Origin of the sequence: Mesorhizobium sp. L48C026A00 (assembly GCF_000502375.1) — a bacterium.
GTDB lineage: Bacteria > Pseudomonadota > Alphaproteobacteria > Rhizobiales > Rhizobiaceae > Mesorhizobium > Mesorhizobium muleiense.
This window is the reverse complement of the sequence record NZ_AYWU01000011.1, coordinates 34,488-52,278: the sequence shown is the minus strand read 5'-3', so window position 1 is coordinate 52,278 and position 17,791 is coordinate 34,488. Positions and strand designations below refer to the sequence as shown.

At 62.9% G+C, this 17,791-nt stretch carries 22 protein-coding genes, 1 other RNA gene and 1 pseudogene; 11 read left to right on the top strand and 13 right to left on the bottom strand.

Features of this window, described 5'->3' with window-relative positions; translation table 11 throughout:
* Positions 1 to 27 precede the first annotated feature (27 nt).
* Together X738_RS61510 and X738_RS61505 are read right to left on the bottom strand one after the other, a co-directional pair.
* Positions 28 to 474: a GNAT family N-acetyltransferase gene (locus X738_RS61510; RefSeq protein WP_023800023.1), complete on the bottom strand. Its 447-nt coding sequence runs from the start codon at positions 472 to 474 to the stop codon at positions 28 to 30.
* Positions 475 to 642: 168 nt separating this feature from the next.
* Positions 643 to 1,482 (bottom strand): AAA family ATPase, encoded by an 840-nt coding sequence (locus X738_RS61505; RefSeq protein WP_023800022.1) that lies wholly within the window; start codon positions 1,480 to 1,482, stop codon positions 643 to 645.
* 181 nt (positions 1,483 to 1,663) lie between these two features.
* Between X738_RS61505 and ssrS the strand changes: the two genes are divergently transcribed.
* The 4 genes from ssrS to X738_RS61490 all read left to right on the top strand — a co-directional run bounded on the left by ssrS (position 1,664) and on the right by X738_RS61490 (position 4,246).
* Positions 1,664 to 1,819: non-coding RNA, 6S RNA (gene ssrS, locus X738_RS81770), on the top strand.
* A 94-nt stretch (positions 1,820 to 1,913) separates the two neighbouring features.
* Complete coding sequence (locus X738_RS61500; RefSeq protein WP_023800021.1) at positions 1,914 to 2,501, top strand: 5-formyltetrahydrofolate cyclo-ligase; 588 nt, start codon at positions 1,914 to 1,916, stop codon at positions 2,499 to 2,501.
* Between the two features lie 81 nt (positions 2,502 to 2,582).
* Entirely contained in the window at positions 2,583 to 3,407 is an 825-nt protein-coding gene (locus tag X738_RS61495; RefSeq protein ID WP_023800020.1) for a TIGR00282 family metallophosphoesterase, read from the top strand.
* Between the two features lie 71 nt (positions 3,408 to 3,478).
* Positions 3,479 to 4,246: a TerC family protein gene (locus X738_RS61490; RefSeq protein WP_031255296.1), complete on the top strand. Its 768-nt coding sequence runs from the start codon at positions 3,479 to 3,481 to the stop codon at positions 4,244 to 4,246.
* A gap of 287 nt (positions 4,247 to 4,533) precedes the next feature.
* Here X738_RS61490 and X738_RS61485 read toward each other — a convergent pair whose 3' ends face one another.
* Genes X738_RS61485 through X738_RS61475 form a run of 3 tightly spaced genes read right to left on the bottom strand, consistent with a single transcriptional unit; the run spans position 4,534 to position 5,887 of the window.
* A complete protein-coding gene (locus X738_RS61485) occupies positions 4,534 to 4,998 on the bottom strand; it encodes an SRPBCC family protein (protein WP_023800018.1) in 465 nt (154 codons plus the stop codon).
* A 27-nt stretch (positions 4,999 to 5,025) separates the two neighbouring features.
* On the bottom strand, positions 5,026 to 5,388 hold the full coding sequence (locus tag X738_RS61480) for a glyoxalase/bleomycin resistance/dioxygenase family protein (protein ID WP_023800017.1): 363 nt from the start codon (positions 5,386 to 5,388) through the stop codon (positions 5,026 to 5,028).
* A 16-nt stretch (positions 5,389 to 5,404) separates the two neighbouring features.
* Positions 5,405 to 5,887 (bottom strand): SRPBCC domain-containing protein, encoded by a 483-nt coding sequence (locus tag X738_RS61475; RefSeq protein ID WP_023800016.1) that lies wholly within the window; start codon positions 5,885 to 5,887, stop codon positions 5,405 to 5,407.
* Positions 5,888 to 5,938: 51 nt separating this feature from the next.
* Here X738_RS61475 and X738_RS61470 point away from each other — a divergent pair, with 51 nt between their 5' ends.
* From X738_RS61470 to X738_RS61460, 3 genes are all read left to right on the top strand, one after another.
* Positions 5,939 to 6,262 carry an ArsR/SmtB family transcription factor gene (locus X738_RS61470; RefSeq protein ID WP_023800015.1) on the top strand — a complete coding sequence of 108 codons (324 nt, stop codon included), beginning with the start codon at positions 5,939 to 5,941 and terminating at the stop codon, positions 6,260 to 6,262.
* A gap of 224 nt (positions 6,263 to 6,486) precedes the next feature.
* A complete protein-coding gene (locus X738_RS61465; protein WP_023800014.1) occupies positions 6,487 to 7,236 on the top strand; it encodes a YebC/PmpR family DNA-binding transcriptional regulator in 750 nt (249 codons plus the stop codon).
* Positions 7,237 to 7,320: 84 nt separating this feature from the next.
* Positions 7,321 to 7,647, top strand: a complete 327-nt coding sequence (locus X738_RS61460) for a SelT/SelW/SelH family protein (protein WP_023800013.1) — start codon at positions 7,321 to 7,323, stop codon at positions 7,645 to 7,647.
* A gap of 29 nt (positions 7,648 to 7,676) precedes the next feature.
* Here the strand turns inward: X738_RS61460 and X738_RS61455 are convergent, their stop codons facing one another.
* Complete coding sequence (locus X738_RS61455) at positions 7,677 to 8,156, bottom strand: anthrone oxygenase family protein (protein ID WP_023800012.1); 480 nt, start codon at positions 8,154 to 8,156, stop codon at positions 7,677 to 7,679.
* Position 8,157: 1 nt separating this feature from the next.
* Positions 8,158 to 8,991 carry an NAD(P)H-binding protein gene (locus X738_RS61450; protein ID WP_023800011.1) on the bottom strand — a complete coding sequence of 278 codons (834 nt, stop codon included), beginning with the start codon at positions 8,989 to 8,991 and terminating at the stop codon, positions 8,158 to 8,160.
* 112 nt (positions 8,992 to 9,103) lie between these two features.
* On the opposite strand from X738_RS61450, the gene X738_RS61445 reads away from it, so the two are divergent.
* Complete coding sequence (locus tag X738_RS61445; protein ID WP_023800010.1) at positions 9,104 to 9,745, top strand: TetR/AcrR family transcriptional regulator; 642 nt, start codon at positions 9,104 to 9,106, stop codon at positions 9,743 to 9,745.
* A 64-nt stretch (positions 9,746 to 9,809) separates the two neighbouring features.
* On the opposite strand, the gene rpmE is transcribed toward X738_RS61445, so the two are convergent.
* Positions 9,810 to 10,031 (bottom strand): 50S ribosomal protein L31, encoded by a 222-nt coding sequence (gene rpmE, locus X738_RS61440; protein WP_023800009.1) that lies wholly within the window; start codon positions 10,029 to 10,031, stop codon positions 9,810 to 9,812.
* Here rpmE and X738_RS84860 point away from each other — a divergent pair.
* Both X738_RS84860 and X738_RS61435 read left to right on the top strand, forming a co-directional pair.
* On the top strand, positions 10,014 to 10,202 hold the full coding sequence (locus X738_RS84860; protein ID WP_156942607.1) for a hypothetical protein: 189 nt from the start codon (positions 10,014 to 10,016) through the stop codon (positions 10,200 to 10,202). The genes rpmE and X738_RS84860 overlap by 18 nt on opposite strands.
* A gap of 35 nt (positions 10,203 to 10,237) precedes the next feature.
* A pseudogene (locus tag X738_RS61435) lies at positions 10,238 to 11,979 on the top strand (ABC transporter transmembrane domain-containing protein).
* A gap of 93 nt (positions 11,980 to 12,072) precedes the next feature.
* Here X738_RS61435 and X738_RS61430 read toward each other — a convergent pair.
* Positions 12,073 to 13,572 carry a carboxypeptidase M32 gene (locus X738_RS61430; protein WP_023800008.1) on the bottom strand — a complete coding sequence of 500 codons (1,500 nt, stop codon included), beginning with the start codon at positions 13,570 to 13,572 and terminating at the stop codon, positions 12,073 to 12,075.
* Between the two features lie 188 nt (positions 13,573 to 13,760).
* On the opposite strand from X738_RS61430, the gene X738_RS61425 reads away from it, so the two are divergent.
* Entirely contained in the window at positions 13,761 to 14,114 is a 354-nt protein-coding gene (locus X738_RS61425; RefSeq protein ID WP_023800007.1) for a DUF1304 domain-containing protein, read from the top strand.
* 133 nt (positions 14,115 to 14,247) lie between these two features.
* On the opposite strand, the gene X738_RS61420 is transcribed toward X738_RS61425, so the two are convergent.
* The 4 genes from X738_RS61420 to trhA form a co-directional block, all read right to left on the bottom strand.
* Positions 14,248 to 14,544 carry a hypothetical protein gene (locus X738_RS61420; RefSeq protein WP_198032834.1) on the bottom strand — a complete coding sequence of 99 codons (297 nt, stop codon included), beginning with the start codon at positions 14,542 to 14,544 and terminating at the stop codon, positions 14,248 to 14,250.
* Between the two features lie 331 nt (positions 14,545 to 14,875).
* Positions 14,876 to 15,907, bottom strand: a complete 1,032-nt coding sequence (locus tag X738_RS61415; RefSeq protein ID WP_023800005.1) for a peptidoglycan -binding protein — start codon at positions 15,905 to 15,907, stop codon at positions 14,876 to 14,878.
* Position 15,908: 1 nt separating this feature from the next.
* Positions 15,909 to 16,934, bottom strand: coding sequence for a MotA/TolQ/ExbB proton channel family protein (locus X738_RS61410; protein ID WP_023800004.1), 1,026 nt, complete (start codon positions 16,932 to 16,934; stop codon positions 15,909 to 15,911).
* Between the two features lie 115 nt (positions 16,935 to 17,049).
* Complete coding sequence (gene trhA, locus X738_RS61405; protein WP_023800003.1) at positions 17,050 to 17,757, bottom strand: PAQR family membrane homeostasis protein TrhA; 708 nt, start codon at positions 17,755 to 17,757, stop codon at positions 17,050 to 17,052.
* Positions 17,758 to 17,791: the final 34 nt, after the last annotated feature.

Here is a 17,791-nt window from a genome sequence, read left to right as displayed (position 1 = left end):
CCGGCAAGCCGGGCGATCGACCGTTCATCACATCAGATCATATTCGATGAAGCCGGTCCTGCGCGCCACGTGGTCGTAGAGCTTGCGCGCGGTGGTGTTGGTCTCGTGCGTCATCCAGTAGACGTTCTTGACGCCGATCTTGCCGGCTTCCTGCTTGACTGCTTCGATCAGGGCGGCGCCGACGCCTTTGCCGCGCACGTCCGGGTCGGCGAAAAGGTCCTGCAGATAGCAGTTGTTTTTTTCGGACCAGCAGGAGCGATGGTAGAGATAGTGCGTCAGGCCGACCGCCTTACCGCCGAGCGTGGCGATGAACCCTTTTGGTTCAAACTCACCCGCCGTGAACAGCCGCTTCCAGGTGACGGCGTAGACGTCTTCCGGCAGCTCGGTTTTGTAGAAGGTGAGGTAGGCAGTCCACAGACGCTGCCAGTCGGCGTGGTCGGATTGTGCCAGTGGGCGGACGGTGATCTCGGTCATTTCATTTCCTTCTGAAGCTTCGGGCCTAGGCTGCCCCGGTGCCCGGACGGCGGCAACGGTCCAGCAACGGGAAAGCGCTGTCCGCCGCATGCCCGGCCATCCGCTATGGCTTCGGGCGTTCGTCGCTCGAAAAGCCAAATCGTCGGCTTTTCGTCGGCCGACCGCTCCTCACCCCTGCCTTCTCGCCATGAAGGCCAGCCGCTCGAACAGATGCACGTCCTGTTCGTTCTTCAACAGCGCGCCGTGCAGCTTGGGCAGTGCGTTTTTCGGGTCGGCGCGCAAATCCTCGGGCGCGATATCGTCGGTCACGAGCAGGCGGATCCAGTCCAGTGCCTCGGAGGTCGACGGCTTCTTCTTCAGGCCCGGCACGTCGCGGATCTCGTAGAACTGGGTGAGCGCGGCGCGCACCAGGTTCTGCTTGATGCCGGGATAGTGCACGTCGACGATCCGATGCAGCGTCTCGAAATCGGGAAAGCGGATATAGTGGAAGAAGCAGCGGCGCAGGAAGGCGTCCGGCAGTTCCTTCTCGTTGTTGGAGGTGATGATGACGATCGGGCGCACGGCAGCGCGGATCGTTTCGCCGGTCTCGTAGACGAAGAACTCCATTCGATCGAGTTCCTGCAGCAAATCGTTGGGGAACTCGATGTCAGCCTTGTCGATCTCATCGATCAGAAGCACGACCTTCTTGGCCGTCGCGAAGGCATCCCACAGCTTGCCACGCTTGATATAATTGCTGATGTCGTTGAAGCGCTCGTCGCCGAGTTGGCTGTCGCGCAGCCGCGACACGGCGTCATACTCGTAGAGGCCCTGCTGCGCCCTTGTCGTCGACTTGACATGCCATTCGATCAGCTCGAGGCCGAGCGCGGCCGCCACTTGCCTGGCCAGTTCGGTCTTGCCGGTGCCGGGCTCGCCCTTGACCAGCAATGGCCGCTCCAGCGCGATCGCCGCATTGACCGCCACCATCAGATCCTTGTCGGCGACATAGGCCGCCGTGCCTTCGAAACGCATTTTTGCTCCTCGGTTTTCATGGCAACCGTAAGGAGACAGCCCAGCCCATGCAAGGCGCAGCGGCGAGGGCGCGGTGAACCCATGTGCCGCGCAGCTCCCAGGCAGGACCTTGCGACGAATAAAGCCGCCGAACATGGCCGTCTCTCTGGCGCTTGGCCTGCCATCGGCCTATATTGGGCGTGGCGGTCTGCGCTTCCCGGCAGGAGAACATTTTCCCCGGGGCCTTAATGATCCCTAGGGAGCTGTCCCTGGGAAGACCCGTGGGTTTTCTCATACGGCGCCCACCTACTTTGTAGGTTCCCGGGATCGCTCTCTCCACCGGTTGTGTGGATCGTCACTTGACGCAAAGGATCCACGCTTCGGTGGATCATGCGGTGGAAAACGTCGCTCCTAAAACTCCATCCAAATCTGACCTTTTCTATCGTCGGCGCATGACATCCTCGAAAGACCTGAAAAGACAGTTGCGACGCGAAGCACTCGGGCGCCGCGACGCGCTCGACCCGTTCTGGCGGGTGGAGGCAGCGCTCGAAATGGCCGAGACGGCGCGGGACAGCATTGCGATGGAGCCGGGCCAGATCGTCTCCGGCTTCTGGCCGATGCGCTCGGAAGTCGACGTCCGGCCGTTGATGTTCGCCTTGCGCGAAAAAGGTGCACGGCTTTGCCTGCCGGCGATTCTCGACAAGACCACCATCGTCTTTCGCGAACTGGTGCGCGGCGCGCCGATGATCGACATGGGGTTCGGCACCGTCGGGCCGCATGAGGAGGCCGAGGTGCTCGATCCCCAGGTGATGCTGGTGCCGCTCGCGGCTTTCGACGCGCGCGGCCACCGCATTGGCTATGGCGCCGGCTATTACGACCGTGCCATCGCGCGGCTGGTCGACAAGGGGCAGCCGCCGCGGCTGATCGGCATTGCTTTCGACTGCCAGCAGGTGGCGCTGGTGCCGGACGAGCCGCATGACGTGACCATTCCGGAAATACTCACCGAGAGCGGGTTGCGCCGGTTCGCGCCGAAATTGTAGATAAGTTCCTGGACGCATGGTCTTTTCCGGAAGTCATGCAGCTTTTTGCTTCGCTGACCTTCGGTTCGGGATCATGTTTAGATGAGACTTCTCTTCCTCGGCGATATGGTCGGCAAGACGGGACGCACGGCGGTGTGGGAACAACTGCCCGGCCTGATCTCGGATTTCAAACTCGACTTCGTCATCGTCAATGGCGAGAACGCCGCCGGCGGCTTCGGCATTACCGAAGAGATCTTTCGCGAGACGATCTCGGCGGGCGCCGACGTCGTCACAACCGGCAATCATGTCTGGGACCAGCGCGATGCGCTGGCTTTCGCGCCGCGCGAGGAACGCTTTCTGCGTCCGTCCAATTTCCCCAAGGGCACGCCGGGGCGGGGCTCGGGCGTCTACATCGCCAGGAACGGCGCGCGCGTTCTGGTCGCCAACATCATGGGCCGGGTGTTCATGCATCCTGAACTCGACGATCCGTTTCAGGCCGGCGAGCGCGAGCTTGCCGCCTGCCCGCTTGGCGAACAGGCCGATGCGGTGGTCATCGATTTCCATGCCGAGGCGACCTCTGAAAAAATGTGCTTTGCGCACTTCGTCGACGGCCGCGCCAGCCTGGTTGTCGGAACTCACACGCATCAGCCGACCGGCGACCACCATATCCTCAACGGCGGCACCGGCTATATCTCAGACGCCGGCATGTGCGGCGACTATGATTCTTCGCTCGGCATGGACAAGGAGGAGCCGCTCAACCGCTTTCTGTCGAAGGTGCCGAAAGGGCGCTTCGAGGCGGCGAGCGGCCCGGCGACATTGTGCGGCGTCGGCGTCGACATTTCGGATCGCAGCGGCCTGACCGAGCGGATTGCGCCGTTTCGCCGCGGGCCGCGGCTCGAAGAAACCGCGCCCTCGTTCTGGTCATGACATTGATGTAAGCGATTGTAGTACCTAATTGCCGGCCACGCCTGCTTCAGATCGTAAGAGGGACGACCTCCATGCAGCTCATCGAATTCCTGGCGCCACATTTCGCCTTTGTCTCCGATCCGACTGCATGGGTCGCGTTGCTGACGCTGATCGTGCTGGAGGTCGTGCTCGGCATCGACAATCTGATCTTCATCTCGATCCTGACCAACAAATTGCCGGAGGCGCAGAGGGCCCGCGCCCGGCGAATTGGTATTTCGGCGGCGCTGATCATGCGGCTGGTGCTGCTTGCCACCATCTCGATCATCGTCCAGTTGACGGCGCCGGTATTCACCGCGTTCGGCCACGGGTTTTCCTGGCGCGATCTGATCCTGATCGCCGGCGGCCTGTTCCTCGTCTGGAAGGCGACCAAGGAGATCCACCACACGGTCGATCTCGAGGATCACCAGGACACGATGATGGGTGAGACGCTGCAGCTTTCGCTGGCCGGCGCCATCTTCCAGATCCTGCTGCTCGACCTCGTCTTTTCGATCGATTCGATCATCACCGCGGTCGGCATGACCGACGAGATCGCCATCATGTATATCGCCGTGATCGTGGCAGTCAGCGTGATGATGCTGGCGGCTGGACCGCTCGCCAATTTCATCGCCAAGAACCCCAGCATCGTCATGCTGGCGCTGAGCTTCCTGCTGATGATCGGCATGACGCTGATCGCCGACGGCATGGGCTTCCATGTGCCGAAGGGCTACATCTACGCCGCCATGGGCTTTTCCGCTCTTGTCGAGGGCCTCAACATGCTGGCGCGACGTCGGAGGAAGGCAAAGGCGGGCGCGGGGCACTGAGGTTGGCGGGGCGAAGCGACGGCGCGAAGGCCTGAGCTCTGCCTCAATTGTCGCGGCCATGCAGAACCTTTGAGACGGACAGCACCCCCCTCTGTCCTGCCGGACATCTCCCCCTCAAGGAGGGAGATTGGCAGCTTTAGCGCTCCGCTCGTCCTGCAGCGTTGGAGATTGGCGAAAGCCTCAGCGACATCCGATCTCCCCCCTTGCGGGCCCTTGCGGGGGAGATGTCCGGCAGGACAGAGGGGGTAGGAAGGATCGTTGCAGAACGGCTTTTTGCACCCAGCGACTTAAGCGGTCGGCGTGCCCTTCGGATGACGGTCGCCGATCAGGCCAAGCGTCAAGCCTTGCTCCAGCCAGGCCTTGGCGCCGGCGAGCACCAGCGCGAAGCCATCGGTCGAGCCGATCGCCTGCTTGACCTGTTCATCGGTGCTGCCGGCAAAACCGAAATTGCGAACCTCGACAAAGGTGCCGCCCTGCATCTCGGTAAAAGTCCAGACCACCGTGGTCGGCGGATCGCTCCATTGCATGACGATCTTTTCGTTCGTGACGAACTCGCTGACCGTGACCGGCGTCGAAACGCCATACATCCGCCACTCCCAGCGAACTTCCTTGCCGCTGTCCAACCTGCCGCTGCCGTGGGTGAACCAGAATTTCGTCGTGATCGTCGGATCGACGATGGCTTCGAATACTTCTGCGACCGGCCGCCGGATCAGCATGCCGGCTTCGGCGGTCGGTGTCTCACGGATGTCCATTTCGTCCTCCTTCCGAACCGGTCTCCGTCACCAGGCGTCGGGTTCGCGCACCAGGTGAATGATGTTGGCCGGATTGGTGATCCAGCCGCCACGAAAACCTTCGCCGAGCGCCTCGATGGCGTCGCAGCGCACAACACCGGCTTTGGCGAGATGATCGGCGGCGGCCGGAAAATCGTCGGTGAACAGTTCCAGCCAGATCTCGGCCTGGCTCAGCATCGGCGCTTCGTCGATCCACAGGCGATTGGGGCCGAGCTCGAAACCGATGGCAGGCGCCTTGGTCGTGAACGGTTTTAGGCCGACGACATCGCGGTAGAAGGCGATCGTCTCCTGGTGTTGGTGGGGCGGCACTTTCATGGCGATGTTGATGCCGCCGGTGATTTTCGCAGCCATTCTTTCCTCCGTCTTCTCAGATATTGTCTTCATTGGCGGGCTCGCCCTTCATCTCGCTGCGATAGTAGCCGTCGCGCAAATTGATGCCGTATTCGACATAGGCCTTCATGCAGGCCAGCATCTGCGACCAGCCCTCGCAATTGAGGTAGGACTTCTTCAGGCCGACCGCGTCCTCGTGCCAGCCGGCCTCGGCGATGGTGACGAAGGTGCCGCCGTCGTCCAGCGGCTCGAAATTCATCTCGATGCGCGTCTTGTAGGCCGGCTTGCCGTCGGCGTCGGTGGTGTCCCAGCGCAGCACGATGCGGTTGTCTTTCTCCACCTCGTCGACCTCGACCGGGACCTTGCCCCACCAGATGACCCTGGCGCCGGCCACCAGCGGGGCACTGGCGCCGCCGATGGTGGTGAAATAGCCGCTGAGCTTGTTCGGATTGACGACCGCATCGAAGACTTCGGCAACCGGTTTGCCGATGCGGCCCGAAACTCTGAATCCAAGAGACATATCCACAGCTCCTTCCTTGATCGGATCGATATTATGTTATAAAAATATAACATGTCAAGCAAGGCGCAGGATGACAATGTTTTCAAGGCGCTGGCGCATCCGCGCCGGCGCGCGCTGCTCGACGAGCTAAAGGACGCGCCGCGGACCACCGGCATGCTGTGCGATGCCTTTCCCGACATGGACCGCTGCACCGTCATGCTGCATCTGAAAGTGCTGGAGGAAGCCGACCTGGTGGTGGCGCGGCGCGAGGGGCGCGAACGCTGGAACCATCTCAATGCGCTGCCAATCAAGCAGATCCACGACCGCTGGATCAGCCAGTACGCCACGCATGCGATCAGCATTCTCGACCGGCTGAGATCCGATCTGGAGGAGTGAGCGTTCGCAGGAAAGCAGCTGGCGGTTACCTTGCCGCACCATCCTTACGGCGCGGCTGGACGAATTGAGCCGATTTATCTATAAGCCGGCCATTCCGAGATAGAGCGCCGTACGTCCATCGGACGCAGCAGGGACGTTCTGAAATTTTGACTTCGAGCATTTTGGCAAAGGCGAGGTGACTACCTCGCTGCAGGATGCTCTGCCAAGAAGACGACAGGGGTGCCATGGCTGGCCATTCACAGTTCAAGAACATCATGCACCGCAAGGGCCGCCAGGACGCGGTGCGGTCGAAAATGTTTTCCAAGCTGGCGCGCGAAATAACCGTCGCCGCCAAGAGCGGTACGCCGGACCCGTCGATGAACCCGCGCCTGCGTCTTGCCGTGCAGAACGCCAAGGCGGTGTCGATGCCGAAAGACAACATTCAGCGTGCCATCAACAAGGCGTCGATGGGCGACGCCGAGACTTACGAAGCTGTGCGTTACGAAGGCTACGGGCCAGGCGGCGTAGCGCTCATCGTCGAGGCGCTGACCGACAACCGCAACCGCTCGGCGTCGAATGTGCGGGCCGCCTTCACCAAGGCCGGCGGGGCGATGGGGGAAACCGGCTCGGTGTCGTTCATGTGGGACCGTGTCGGCGAAATCTTCTATCCGGCATCGGTAGGCAGCGCGGAGAAGGTCATGGACGCGGCGATCGAGGCCGGGGCCGACGACGTCCAGTCGGACGAGGAAGGCCACACGATCTATTGCGCCTTCGAGAATCTTGGTGAGGTGTCGAAGGCGCTGGAAGGCGCGCTCGGCGAGGCTGAATCAGTGAAACCGATCTGGAAGCCGCAGACCAACATTGCGGTCGATGAGGAGCGGGCACAGTCGCTGATGAAGTTGGTCGCCACGCTCGAGGACGATGACGACGTGCAGAGCGTTTACGCCAATTTCGAGGTCGACGACGAGACCATGGCGAAGCTCAGCGCGGCATGAGCACAGCTCAACCAGACATGAGCGGAGTTCAGTCCGAGATATGAGCGGAGCTTAATCTGAGATATGAGCGGAACTCAATCTGACATGACCGAAAAGCCGTTGCCCCAGGTCCGCATCACCTATTGCGCGCAGTGCCACTGGCTGCTGCGGGCCGGCTGGATGGCGCAGGAGCTGCTGTCGACCTTCGCAACGGATCTGGGCGAGGTCACGCTGGTGCCCGGCACCGGCGGCATCTTCACCATTTCCTGCAACGAGACACTGGTCTGGGACCGCAAGCGCGACGGCGGCTTTCCCGATGCCGCAAGGCTCAAGCAACTGGTTCGCGACGTGATCGATCCGGACCGCGATCTCGGCCATGCCGACCGCAAGAGCGACAAGTCAAAAGATACCCCGTCAAAAGACCCTGCCTGACGCAAGGTCTTTTAGATTTCTGCCCTCGTTCACCGCCACGCCACGATGAAGCAGGCCAGCGCGACGATGGCGGTGATGGTACGGACGTGGTTCCACATCACCCAGTCCCTGAGATAGGTGGCCCAAACGGCGGCGCCGTTGGCGCTTGCCGGATCGACGGCGGCCAGCGCGTTGTTGAGCGGCACGTTGAAAATCATCGTCACGATCAGGTTGCCGACGACATAGATCAGGGTGCCGGCGAGAAGCCACAACGAGCCCGGTTGGCCCCAGCCGATGACAGCGCCGACGACGAGGACGAGGCAGATCAGCCCGGTGCCGAAAAGCGCGGTCATGAACAGCGGCGTCACCGCAGTGACGTTGATCGAATTCATGGCGGCGATACCGCCCACGGCAGGCATGCGGGCGAGGCCCGGCATGACGAAGCTGGAGAAGGCGAAGAAGACACCAGCGACGACGCCCGAGCCGAGCGCGGCGATGAAGGTGAGGCTGGGAAGCAGTTTCATGATCATGTCAGTCACTCCATATGCCCGTACCAGCGGTTTCGGTTGCATAGGCGGAAAAGTCCTTTGGGGCGCGGCCGAGCACGCGCTCGACGCCGTCGGTCAGCGCCTCGTTGCGACCGTCGAGCACCTCGGTGAACAGCTCGTTGAGCAGCCCCGCGAACTCGGCCGGCAACTCGTATCCGGCTACTGCGGCGGTGAACTCGGCATGCGAAATCCTGACAAAGCGGATCTCGCGGCCGGCCGCCTTGCCGATCTCGGCGACCGCGTCGGCGAAGCTCAGCAGACGCGGCCCGGTCAGCTCGTAAAGCTGGCCGACATGGCCTTGCCGGGTAAGCACCGTCACGGCGGCGTCGGCAATGTCGTCGGCGTCGACGAACGGTTCTCCGACAGTGCCGACCGGCAAAGCCACCTCTCCGGCGAGCAGCGGATCGAGCAAAAAACTCTCGCTGAAGTTCTGGGAAAACCAGGCACAGCGCAGGATAGTCCAGTCGGCGCCTGAGGCTTTCAGCATCTCTTCGGCACGTTGCGCTTCGATTTCGCCGCGCCCCGACAGCAGCACCAGCCGGCGCACACCGCTTGCCACGGCAAGGTTGGCGAAGGCGCCGACCGCTTCGGCCGCACCGGGCACCGCAAGGTCGGGATAGTAGCTGATGTAGACGGCACCGACACCATCGAGCGCGGGTTCCCAGGTCGTATCGTCTTCCCAATCGAAGGGCGTGGTGCCCAAGCGCGAGCCGATCCGTACCGGCAGGCCCTGCGCCGTCAGCCTGTCCGCGAGACGACGGCCGGTTTTGCCGGTGCCGCCGAGGATCAAAATCGGTTTTGCTGCTGTGTCGATCATGGCGGGTTTCCTTTGCTGACAAATATGAGTAATCCTCACATTTGCAAAACGTGATAAACCCTCGTATTTTGTGAGTCAAGCCAATTTGTTGATCATTCGCCAGGAGACAGTGATGGAAGGCTCGAGCGTAGCGGGTTCACAGGATGGCCAGATCGCATCGCCGCGCCGGGCGCCCAGCCAGCAGCGCAGCCGCGAGCGGGTCGAGCGGATGCTGGCCGCCGCCTCTGCGCTGATCGCCGAGCGAGGCAGCGATGTCATGCGCATGGGCGAGGTGGCGGAACGGGCCGGCGTGTCGATCGGCTCGCTCTACCAGTTCTTCCCGGACAAGCGGGCGATCATCTGGACGCTGGCCGAGCGCTACACCGCCGAAAGCCAGGCCTGCATCGGGGCAGCGCTTGCACCAGTTAGCGACGCCGAAGGGCTGCGGCGAGCATTTTCCGAGCTGGTGGATATCTATTACGGGCTATTCCTGGCCGAGCCGGCGATGCGCGACATCTGGTCGGGCACGCAGGCCGACAAGGCGCTGCGCGAACTCGAACTCGCCGACAGCCGGGCGAACGCCGAATTCCTCACCGCGGTGCTGAAGCGGCTGCGGCCTACCGCCGATCCGGCGGCGCTGGAAACGACGGCGTTTCTCATCTGGCAGATGGGCGAGGCGACCATGCGGCTGGCGATCTCGGTCGGGCGCCAAGAAGGCGACGACCTGGTCGCCGCCTACAAGCGGATGGCGCTGCGCGAACTGGTTGGCGAATAGAGCCGCATTCAACAAAAAACCCGCCACGAGGGCGGGTTTCTTTCGATCCGAAAAGGCTTGCGGCTTAGAGGCCGAAACCTTCGAAACGCTTCTTGAACTTCGACAGGCGGCCGCCACGGTCGAGCAGGGTCTGCTGGCCGCCGGTCCAGGCCGGATGGGTGGTCGGGTCGATGTCGAGGTTCATCGTATCGCCTTCCTTGCCCCAGGTCGAACGGGTCGTGTATTCGGTGCCGTCGGTCATGACGACCTTGATGGTGTGGTAGTCGGGATGGATATCGGTCTTCATTGTGCTATTCCTGGTTGGCTGGCGCCGCTGACGGGCATAAAGCCTGCGTCGATGCGCCCCTTTTTAAAACTCGAAGCCGCAGCTATTGAGGAGCCACGGCTTTTAAAAACGGTCGGCGAGCCTATACATCAGCCGGAATTGAATCACAAGGCCGCGGCAAGCGCATATTGAGGCGCATGCCCAGAAGGCGGCCAGAGGAAACGGTCATGGCGCATACAAGCGGCGATGCAGACGAGCGTAGGCGCTCGATCAAGCCGCTGCGGCGCCTGTTCCCCTACATCACCCGCTACCGGAAAATGGTCATTGGCGCGGTCGTCTCGCTGACCGTTGCTGCGGCGACGACGCTGGCGCTGCCGCTGGCCGTGCGGCGGATGATCGACCACGGCTTTTCCGCCTCCGATTCCAGCTTCATCGCCGAGTATTTCGCCATGCTGGTGGTGATGGCTGCCTTGCTCGCCGCGGCGTCGGCCTGCCGCTATTATTTCGTCATTACGCTGGGCGAGCGCGTCGTCGCCGACATCCGCAGCGACGTGTTCCGCCATGTCACGACGCTGTCGCCATCCTTCTTCGACACCGCCCAGTCGGGCGAGATCGTCTCGCGGCTCGCCGCCGACACGACGCAGGTCAAGTCGGCGGTCGGCGCCACCGCGTCGGTAGCGCTCCGCAATGTCATTCTTGGGCTTGGCGCCGTGGCGATGATGGTCTTCACCAGCCCAAAACTGTCGGGCCTCGTCATCGCCGCCATTCCGGTGATCGTGCTGCCGCTGGTCGCCTTCGGCCGCTCGGTGCGGCGCAAATCACGGCTGGCGCAGGACACGCTGGCCGACGCCACGGCCTATGCCAGCGAGCAGATCGGCGCGGTGCGCACATTGCAGGCCTTCACCAACGAGAAGCAGGTCACCGGGCATTTTTCAGCTGCCGTGGAAGCCGCTTTCGCGGCGGCGCGGTCCTCGATCTTTGCCCGCTCCTTCCTCACCTTCTTCGCCATCTTCATGATCTTTTCCTCGGTGGTGGCGGTGCTGTGGTTCGGCTCGCGCGACGTGCTCGACGGCACGCTGTCGCCCGGCACGCTCGGTCAGTTCCTGCTCTATTCGGTGTTTGCCGCCGGCGCGCTCGGTGCGCTGTCGGAGGTGTGGGGCGAGCTTTCCCAGGCGGCGGGCGCTGCCGAACGGCTGACCGAGATCCTGGCCGAGAAGCCCGCAATCCAGGCCCCAGCGCATCCCAAACCGCTGCCGGCGACGGCCAGGGGCGCAATCAGTTTCGACGACGTGTCCTTCTCCTATCCGGCCGGGCCCGACCGCGCTGCCGTCAACGGCCTGAGTTTCCAGGTCAAGCCCGGCGAGACGGTGGCGATCGTCGGCCCGTCGGGGGCCGGCAAGAGCACCGTCTTTTCGCTGCTTCTGCGCTTTTACGACCCCGAGACCGGCAAGATCATGATCGACGGCGTCAATGTGCGCGAGGCCGACCCCGTCGCCANGCCAGTTGATACGGATGAAGAAGCGCTGCGTGGATGTGCTCGGGAGCGGCGGCCAGGGATGCGCTTGCCGACGAGTTCATCCTAAAACTTGAGAACGGTTATGACAGCCAGGTCGGCGAGCGCGGCGTGACCTTGTCCGGCGGCCAGCGCCAGCGCGTGGCGATTGCCCGCGCCATCCTGCGCGATGCGCCGATCCTGCTGCTCGACGAGGCGACCTCGGCGCTCGACGCCGAAAGCGAGACGCTGGTGCAGACGGCGCTGGAACGGCTGATGCAGGATCGCACCACGATCGTCATCGCCCACCGGCTGGCGACGGTGCTGAAGGCCGACCGGATCCTGGTCATGGATGGCGGCTGCATCGTCGAGGAAGGCACCCACCAGAGCCTCGTCGCCAAGGGCGGCATCTATGCGCGGCTGGCCAAGCTGCAATTCGAAACCGGGGCGAACGCTTTCAGGGGCGCCGCGGAGTAGTAGGACGACGCTGCCAAACGGCTTCGTCTTTTGCAAATGGCGCTGGTCGGCAGTGACGAAATTGCCGCCGCGTTCGATGCGCTTGAAGACATGTCAGGCGCCCTTCAGCACCTCCCCATAGCGCTTGCGCAAATGCTCGGTGAAATGCGTGGCGTTGAGCTTCTCGCCGGTGGCGCGCTCGAGCAGTTCGGGCGTTGACCAGCGCGAGCCTTGCGACCAGATCCTTTGCCGGCGCCAGTCGTTGATCGCCGCGAAATTTCCCTTGGCGAGGTCTTCGTCGGCGGAGGGATGATCTCTGGTCAGGGCGGCCCATTGCTGCGCCGCCATCATCGCGCCCAGCGTATAAGACGGGAAATAGCCGAACGCAGCACCCGGCCAGTGCACGTCCTGCATCGGCCCGTCGGCCGGGTTGTCGATGGTCGACAGGCCGAGATAGTCGCGCATCTTGGCGTCCCAGGCCTCGGGCAGGTCGGCGGCCTCGAGTCGCCCCGAGACAAGCTCCTGCTCCAACTCGTAGCGCAGGATGACGTGCAGCGGATAGGTCACCTCGTCGGCGTCGACGCGGATCAGGCCGCGCTCGACCCGGTGTACATGCGGCAGGATGTCTTCGATCGACCACGCCTCGCCGAGGTGCTTTTCGACCACCGGCAGCGCCCAGCGCCAGAATTCGGGGTTGCGGCCGATCTGCTTCTCGACGAACAGGCTCTGGCTTTCATGCACAGCCATGCCGCGCGCCTTGCCGAGCGGCCAGTGCGCCCACGCCTGCGGCAGGTTCTGTTCGTAAAGCGCGTGGCCGGTCTCGTGCAGCACGCCCATCAGTGCCGACAGGAAATCGGAGGTCTTGTAGCGGGTGGTGATGCGCACGTCGCTCGGCACGCCGCCGCAGAACGGATGATGCGATACCGACAGCGAGCCGTGGGTGAGATCGAAGCCGACCGCCGCCATCATGGCGAGGCCAAGCTCGCGCTGCTTTTCGATCGCATAGCTGCCCGAAAGCGGCTTCAGCGGATGTTTCGCCAGCCGCTTTTCCTGCACGGCCAGTGCCTCCGGCACGAAATCCCTGAGAAAGGTCTTCAACTCGGCGAAGACCGGCGTGATGTCGGCGGCGCGGTTGCCGGGATCATATTGCTCCATCAGCGCGTCGTACGGGTCAAGGCCGAGCACGTCGGCGCGAAGGCCTGCTTCCTCGCGCACCAGCGCAACGACGCCTTCGAGCGCCGGCAGGAACCCGGCCCAGTCGTTCTTTGCACGCAAGTCGCGCCACAACTGCTCGGAGCGCATCCGGGCGGTGGTTTGGCGCTCGACGAATTCGACCGGCAGGCAGGTCAGGTTGGTGTATTGCCGCCGGAATTCCTTGACCGCTGCCTGCTGTTCTTCGTTCAGCGTTTCCTGTTCGGCCGCTGCGATCCAGTCGGCGATCTCCGGCGCTGTCGCTCTGGCGTGATGCATGCCGGCCAGCGCCGACATCGCCTCAGCACGCTTGTCACCGCCGCCGACGGCCATGTGGGTCGCCTCGTCGGCGCTGAGAATGGCGAGCGCATGCTCCAGTGCTTCGAGCTTGTGGCCGAGGTCGTCGAGTTTTTGAAAGGACATGGCGGGTTCCGCTGAATTTGAACGGCGGGAAAAGATACCAATGCGCTGATATTGGCAACCCCGAAAGGCCGTTGGCGATGGGCACATGGTTGCTGGCCAGGATGCACAGCGCAATGGGTCTTGCAGGAGCGGTGGCGTGCGTGATCAATGTCGCGAGGCGGCGGCGCGTCGCATCGGGGGGACGAAGCATGATCGCCAATGTGCTGGTCGGGTTGGTGGCGCTGATCCACCTTTACATCGTCTATCTGGAGATGGTGCTGTGGGACACGCCGCGCGGCCACAAGGCGTTCAAGCTGACGCCGGAATTCGCCAGCGCATCGAAAGTGCTTGCGGCCAACCAGGGACTTTACAACGGCTTTCTCGCAGCCGGGCTGATCTGGGGGCTTTACCTCGGCGCGGCTGGTTTCCAGATCAAGGTGTTTTTCCTGCTCTGCGTCGCCATCGCCGGCCTCTACGGCGCGGCGACGGTCGGCAGGAAAATCCTCTACATCCAGACCGTGCCGGCTGCAGTTGCTCTGGTCGCAGTTTGGTTGGGCGCATAACCCCGAAATCGGACTCGATTTTTGGAAAAGTTCCCTGTGCGGATTGCTGCCTGGGGCTTCGGTGCGGAACGTATTTTGCACAAAACCAACAGATCATGCGCAAGATCAAAGTGCGGCGCTGTAATGGATGATTTCAGCCTTTTGGATAGTTTGGGCCGTAGCCGTTCGGATAGTACCCGCCATCGCCACCGCTGCCGATGAGGAAGGCGCTGCCGGTGGCAGCCCGCAGCCTTTGGCTCACATGGTCGATCTGCGCCAGCATTTTATGATACTGCGTGGCCGGCATCGTTCCATCTCGCGCGGCCCTCTGCGCGGCCCGATCAAGTTGAGCGACCTGCGTGCGCAAGCCACGCGCTTCGTCCAGCTTGATCCTGTTCGCCTGCATGGCGCCTCGGATACCGGTATCCACGCTCTCTATCTGGTTGATCAAAGCTGCCTCATGCGGGCGGGCGTCGGCGCCGGCAAACGGAACGGTGACGAGAAGTGCGGCGAGCGTTGCAGTCCTGAGGTCTTGGGAGTGAAAGAGCGCATGTTGCGTCTCCTTTTTACAGGGGAGGCGGCGATTGGGAGGGCCACCTTCCGGCCGTGGGCCGTCGGTTCCGTCGGGTCGCAATGGACGCTTCCACCGCCGGCGGTTCTCGGGCCCATGACATAGCTAGGAGCGATCCTCGGCAAAGTGTAATCAAAAAAAGGTAATCTTTTCAGGCCTTGCTAGCCTGCATCGCCGCCCTAAGTGCGGCCGCCGCCTGGAGCCGGGGCGATCAGCGCTCGGTCAGTTTCAGCTCGATGCGGCGGTTCTTGTTGCGCGCGTCTTCGGTGTCGGCGGGGTCGAGCGGCTGGAATTCGCCGAAGCCGGCGGCAACCAGGCGGTTGGCCGGCACGCCGTTCTCGATCAGGAACTTCACCACCGAGGTCGAGCGCGCCGTCGACAATTCCCAATTGTCGCGGTAGCGGCCGGTGCCCGACAGGGGCTTGTCGTCGGTGTGGCCGTCGACGCGCAGCACCCAGTTGATCTCCGGCGGGATCTCCTTCTGCAGGTCGATGATGGCGTCGGCGAGCTTCTTCATCTCGTCCTTGCCGGCATCGTTGATCACTTCGGAGCCTGTCGGGAAAAGCACTTCCGACTGGAAGACGAAACGGTCGCCGACGATGCGGATGTTCTCGCGATCGGCGAGGATTTCGCGCAGGCGCCCGAAGAAGTCGGACCGGTAGCGGTTCAGTTCCTGCACACGTTGCGCCAACGCGACGTTCAGGCGGCGGCCGAGATCGGCGATCTTGGTGTTGGACTCGCGATCGCGCGCTTCCGACACATTGAGCGCTTCTTCGAGCGCTCCGATCTGTCTGCGCAGCGCCGAGATCTGCTGGTTGAGGATTTCAACCTGGCTCAGCGCCTGCTGGCTGATCTGGCGCTGGTTGTCGAGTTCGCCCGAAAGCGCCGTGGCCCGCTGGTTGGCGGCGTCGCCGGCACCGGCGCCTTGCGCCAGCAATTGCTCGAGCCGGCTCTTTTCCGCCTCCGACGCCGACAGCGACGCCTGCAAATTGGCGAGCGAATCTTCCTTGTCCTGCGTTGTCGAACGCTCCAGCGCCAGAAGCTGGGTCAGTTCGTTGATCTGCGAATTGAGGCGGTTGAGCACCGTGTCCTTGCCGGAGATTTCGCGGCCGAGCAGGAACTGCGCCAGCACGAAGACGGTAAGCAGGAACATGATCGCGAGCAGCAACGTCGACAGCGCGTCGACGAAGCCCGGCCAGTAATCGATACGGCGATCGGCACGCCGGCTCCTGGCGAGAGCCATGCTAATGGACTCCAGTCTTCTTCAAGGCGTCGGCGATCTTCTCCAGAGTGTTGCGCATCGCCTTCTGCTCGTCCGACTGGGCCTCGACCCAGTCGCGCATGATCTGCTGCTCCGAGCGCATGTTCTTGACCAGGCCCGAAATGCCGTCGGCAAGGTTGGCCATGGCGGTGGCGACACGCGGATTGGCGCCGCCGCCGTTCTCTTGCATGCTGCGCAGTCTTTCCGACAGGACGCGGATCTCGTCGGAGGACTCGACCCTGGGCGGTTCGGCGACGACGATGTCGGAGGACAGGTCGGTGACCGAGGACAGCCAGTTTTCGAGCTCGGTGTAGAAGCGTGTCTGGGCGCGGCCAGCCTGCAGGTCGAGGAAGCCGAGCACCAGGGAACCGGACAGGCCGAACAGCGAGGACGAGAAGGCGGTGCCCATGCCGGCCAGCGGCGCGGAAAGCCCGGCCTTCAGCGATTCGAGCACGGCGGCGGCATCGCCGGTACCGGGATCGAGCGAATCGATGGTTTCGCGGATCGAGCCGATCGTGTTGAGCAGGCCCCAGAAGGTGCCAAGCAGACCAAGGAACACCAGCAGCCCGACAAGATAGCGCGAGGTGTCGCGGCTTTCGTCGAGGCGGGTGGCGATCGAATCGAGCATGGTGCGCATTGAGCTGGTCGAGAAGGCGATCGTCGGCGAGCGGCCGATCATCGCCTTCATCGGCGCCAGCAGCACCGGTTCGGTGGTTTCGGAGCCGGCCCGAAAAGAGTTGACCCAGCGCACTTCGCGAAACAGCCGGCCGACCTGCGCGAAGGCCAGCAGGATGCCGACCGCAAGCACGCCGACGATCAGGCCGTTGAGACCGGGATTGGTGGCAAAGGCTGTCGAGATCTGACGGGTCAGGATGGCGGCGATGAAAGCGACGATCATCAGGAAGATGACCATGGTCAGGAGAAAGACCTGCGGGCTCGACAATTTGTGCGGATCGTACATCAGCACGTCGGAGCGCCTGCCCATGCCGAAGGATTTGAGTAAAGCCATCCGTGCCCCGTTTCCGATGCCGCCGCCGCCGCCAATTCACGTTTGACGGCGACTCTAAACGCAATTGTGACCAAATTGAATGGCGCTTGGCAATATTGCCAAGCGGACCATTGCGTTAGGGTCGGTTGATGACCAGGCAGTCGACCATGGCGGCAAGATGCAGGCCGGCGCCGGTGACGACAAAGCCGTGCCACAGCGCATTGTGGAAGCGCAGGCCCTTCCAGGCGAAGAAGATGACGCCGCAGGAATAGACGATGCCGCCGGCGACGATCAGCGCGATCGATGTCGTCGGCAATGTCTGGACGAGCGGCTCGACCAGAACGATGCCGCTCCAGCCGATGGCGAGATAGAAGACGATCGCCAGCCGGTCGAAGCGACCGGGAAGAAGCACTTTGATGGAGATGCCGATCGCTGCCGCGACCCAGACTAGGACGATCATCGAGATGGCCAGCGACGAACCGTCGAGCTGGGCGAGGAAAGGCGTGTAGGTCGCGGCGATCAGCAGATAGATCGTGGCATGGTCGAAGCGCCGCAATATCCACTTGGCAGGCGACGACACCGGCCACAGATTATAGGCCAGCGACACCGACAGCACGGCGAGCAGCGAAACCACGTAGAAAGCGGCGGCGATATATTCGCCCGGACCTGTATGGAAGGCAGCCAGCGCCAGCAGCGTCGAGCCAGCAGCAATGGCGAGCACGATGCCCACCGCATGGACGATGCCGTCAGCGATCATTTCGGCGCGCGAATAGTGCCAGCGTCCCATGAACGGGATTTCGATCTGGGGTATCTCGATCTGGGATTTCGGGCCGATGCGCGTCATGAATGATCCTGCATCCCCTTATTTGGGCGGATGC

What these genes read in the sequence shown, in the direction of transcription:
- X738_RS61510 (WP_023800023.1), bottom strand. Translation starts at nt 474, where the DNA reads ATGACCGAGATCACCGTCCGCCCACTGGCACAATCCGACCACGCCGAC.
- X738_RS61505 (WP_023800022.1), bottom strand. Translation starts at nt 1,482, where the DNA reads ATGCGTTTCGAAGGCACGGCGGCCTATGTCGCCGACAAGGATCTGATG.
- X738_RS61500 (WP_023800021.1), top strand. Translation starts at nt 1,914, where the DNA reads ATGACATCCTCGAAAGACCTGAAAAGACAGTTGCGACGCGAAGCACTC.
- X738_RS61495 (WP_023800020.1), top strand. Translation starts at nt 2,583, where the DNA reads ATGAGACTTCTCTTCCTCGGCGATATGGTCGGCAAGACGGGACGCACG.
- X738_RS61490 (WP_031255296.1), top strand. Translation starts at nt 3,479, where the DNA reads ATGCAGCTCATCGAATTCCTGGCGCCACATTTCGCCTTTGTCTCCGAT.
- X738_RS61485 (WP_023800018.1), bottom strand. Translation starts at nt 4,998, where the DNA reads ATGGACATCCGTGAGACACCGACCGCCGAAGCCGGCATGCTGATCCGG.
- X738_RS61480 (WP_023800017.1), bottom strand. Translation starts at nt 5,388, where the DNA reads ATGGCTGCGAAAATCACCGGCGGCATCAACATCGCCATGAAAGTGCCG.
- X738_RS61475 (WP_023800016.1), bottom strand. Translation starts at nt 5,887, where the DNA reads ATGTCTCTTGGATTCAGAGTTTCGGGCCGCATCGGCAAACCGGTTGCC.
- X738_RS61470 (WP_023800015.1), top strand. Translation starts at nt 5,939, where the DNA reads ATGTCAAGCAAGGCGCAGGATGACAATGTTTTCAAGGCGCTGGCGCAT.
- X738_RS61465 (WP_023800014.1), top strand. Translation starts at nt 6,487, where the DNA reads ATGGCTGGCCATTCACAGTTCAAGAACATCATGCACCGCAAGGGCCGC.
- X738_RS61460 (WP_023800013.1), top strand. Translation starts at nt 7,321, where the DNA reads ATGACCGAAAAGCCGTTGCCCCAGGTCCGCATCACCTATTGCGCGCAG.
- X738_RS61455 (WP_023800012.1), bottom strand. Translation starts at nt 8,156, where the DNA reads ATGATCATGAAACTGCTTCCCAGCCTCACCTTCATCGCCGCGCTCGGC.
- X738_RS61450 (WP_023800011.1), bottom strand. Translation starts at nt 8,991, where the DNA reads ATGATCGACACAGCAGCAAAACCGATTTTGATCCTCGGCGGCACCGGC.
- X738_RS61445 (WP_023800010.1), top strand. Translation starts at nt 9,104, where the DNA reads ATGGAAGGCTCGAGCGTAGCGGGTTCACAGGATGGCCAGATCGCATCG.
- X738_RS84860 (WP_156942607.1), top strand. Translation starts at nt 10,014, where the DNA reads ATGGATATCGGTCTTCATTGTGCTATTCCTGGTTGGCTGGCGCCGCTG.
- rpmE (WP_023800009.1), bottom strand. Translation starts at nt 10,031, where the DNA reads ATGAAGACCGATATCCATCCCGACTACCACACCATCAAGGTCGTCATG.
- X738_RS61430 (WP_023800008.1), bottom strand. Translation starts at nt 13,572, where the DNA reads ATGTCCTTTCAAAAACTCGACGACCTCGGCCACAAGCTCGAAGCACTG.
- X738_RS61425 (WP_023800007.1), top strand. Translation starts at nt 13,761, where the DNA reads ATGATCGCCAATGTGCTGGTCGGGTTGGTGGCGCTGATCCACCTTTAC.
- X738_RS61415 (WP_023800005.1), bottom strand. Translation starts at nt 15,907, where the DNA reads ATGGCTCTCGCCAGGAGCCGGCGTGCCGATCGCCGTATCGATTACTGG.
- X738_RS61410 (WP_023800004.1), bottom strand. Translation starts at nt 16,934, where the DNA reads ATGGCTTTACTCAAATCCTTCGGCATGGGCAGGCGCTCCGACGTGCTG.
- trhA (WP_023800003.1), bottom strand. Translation starts at nt 17,757, where the DNA reads ATGACGCGCATCGGCCCGAAATCCCAGATCGAGATACCCCAGATCGAA.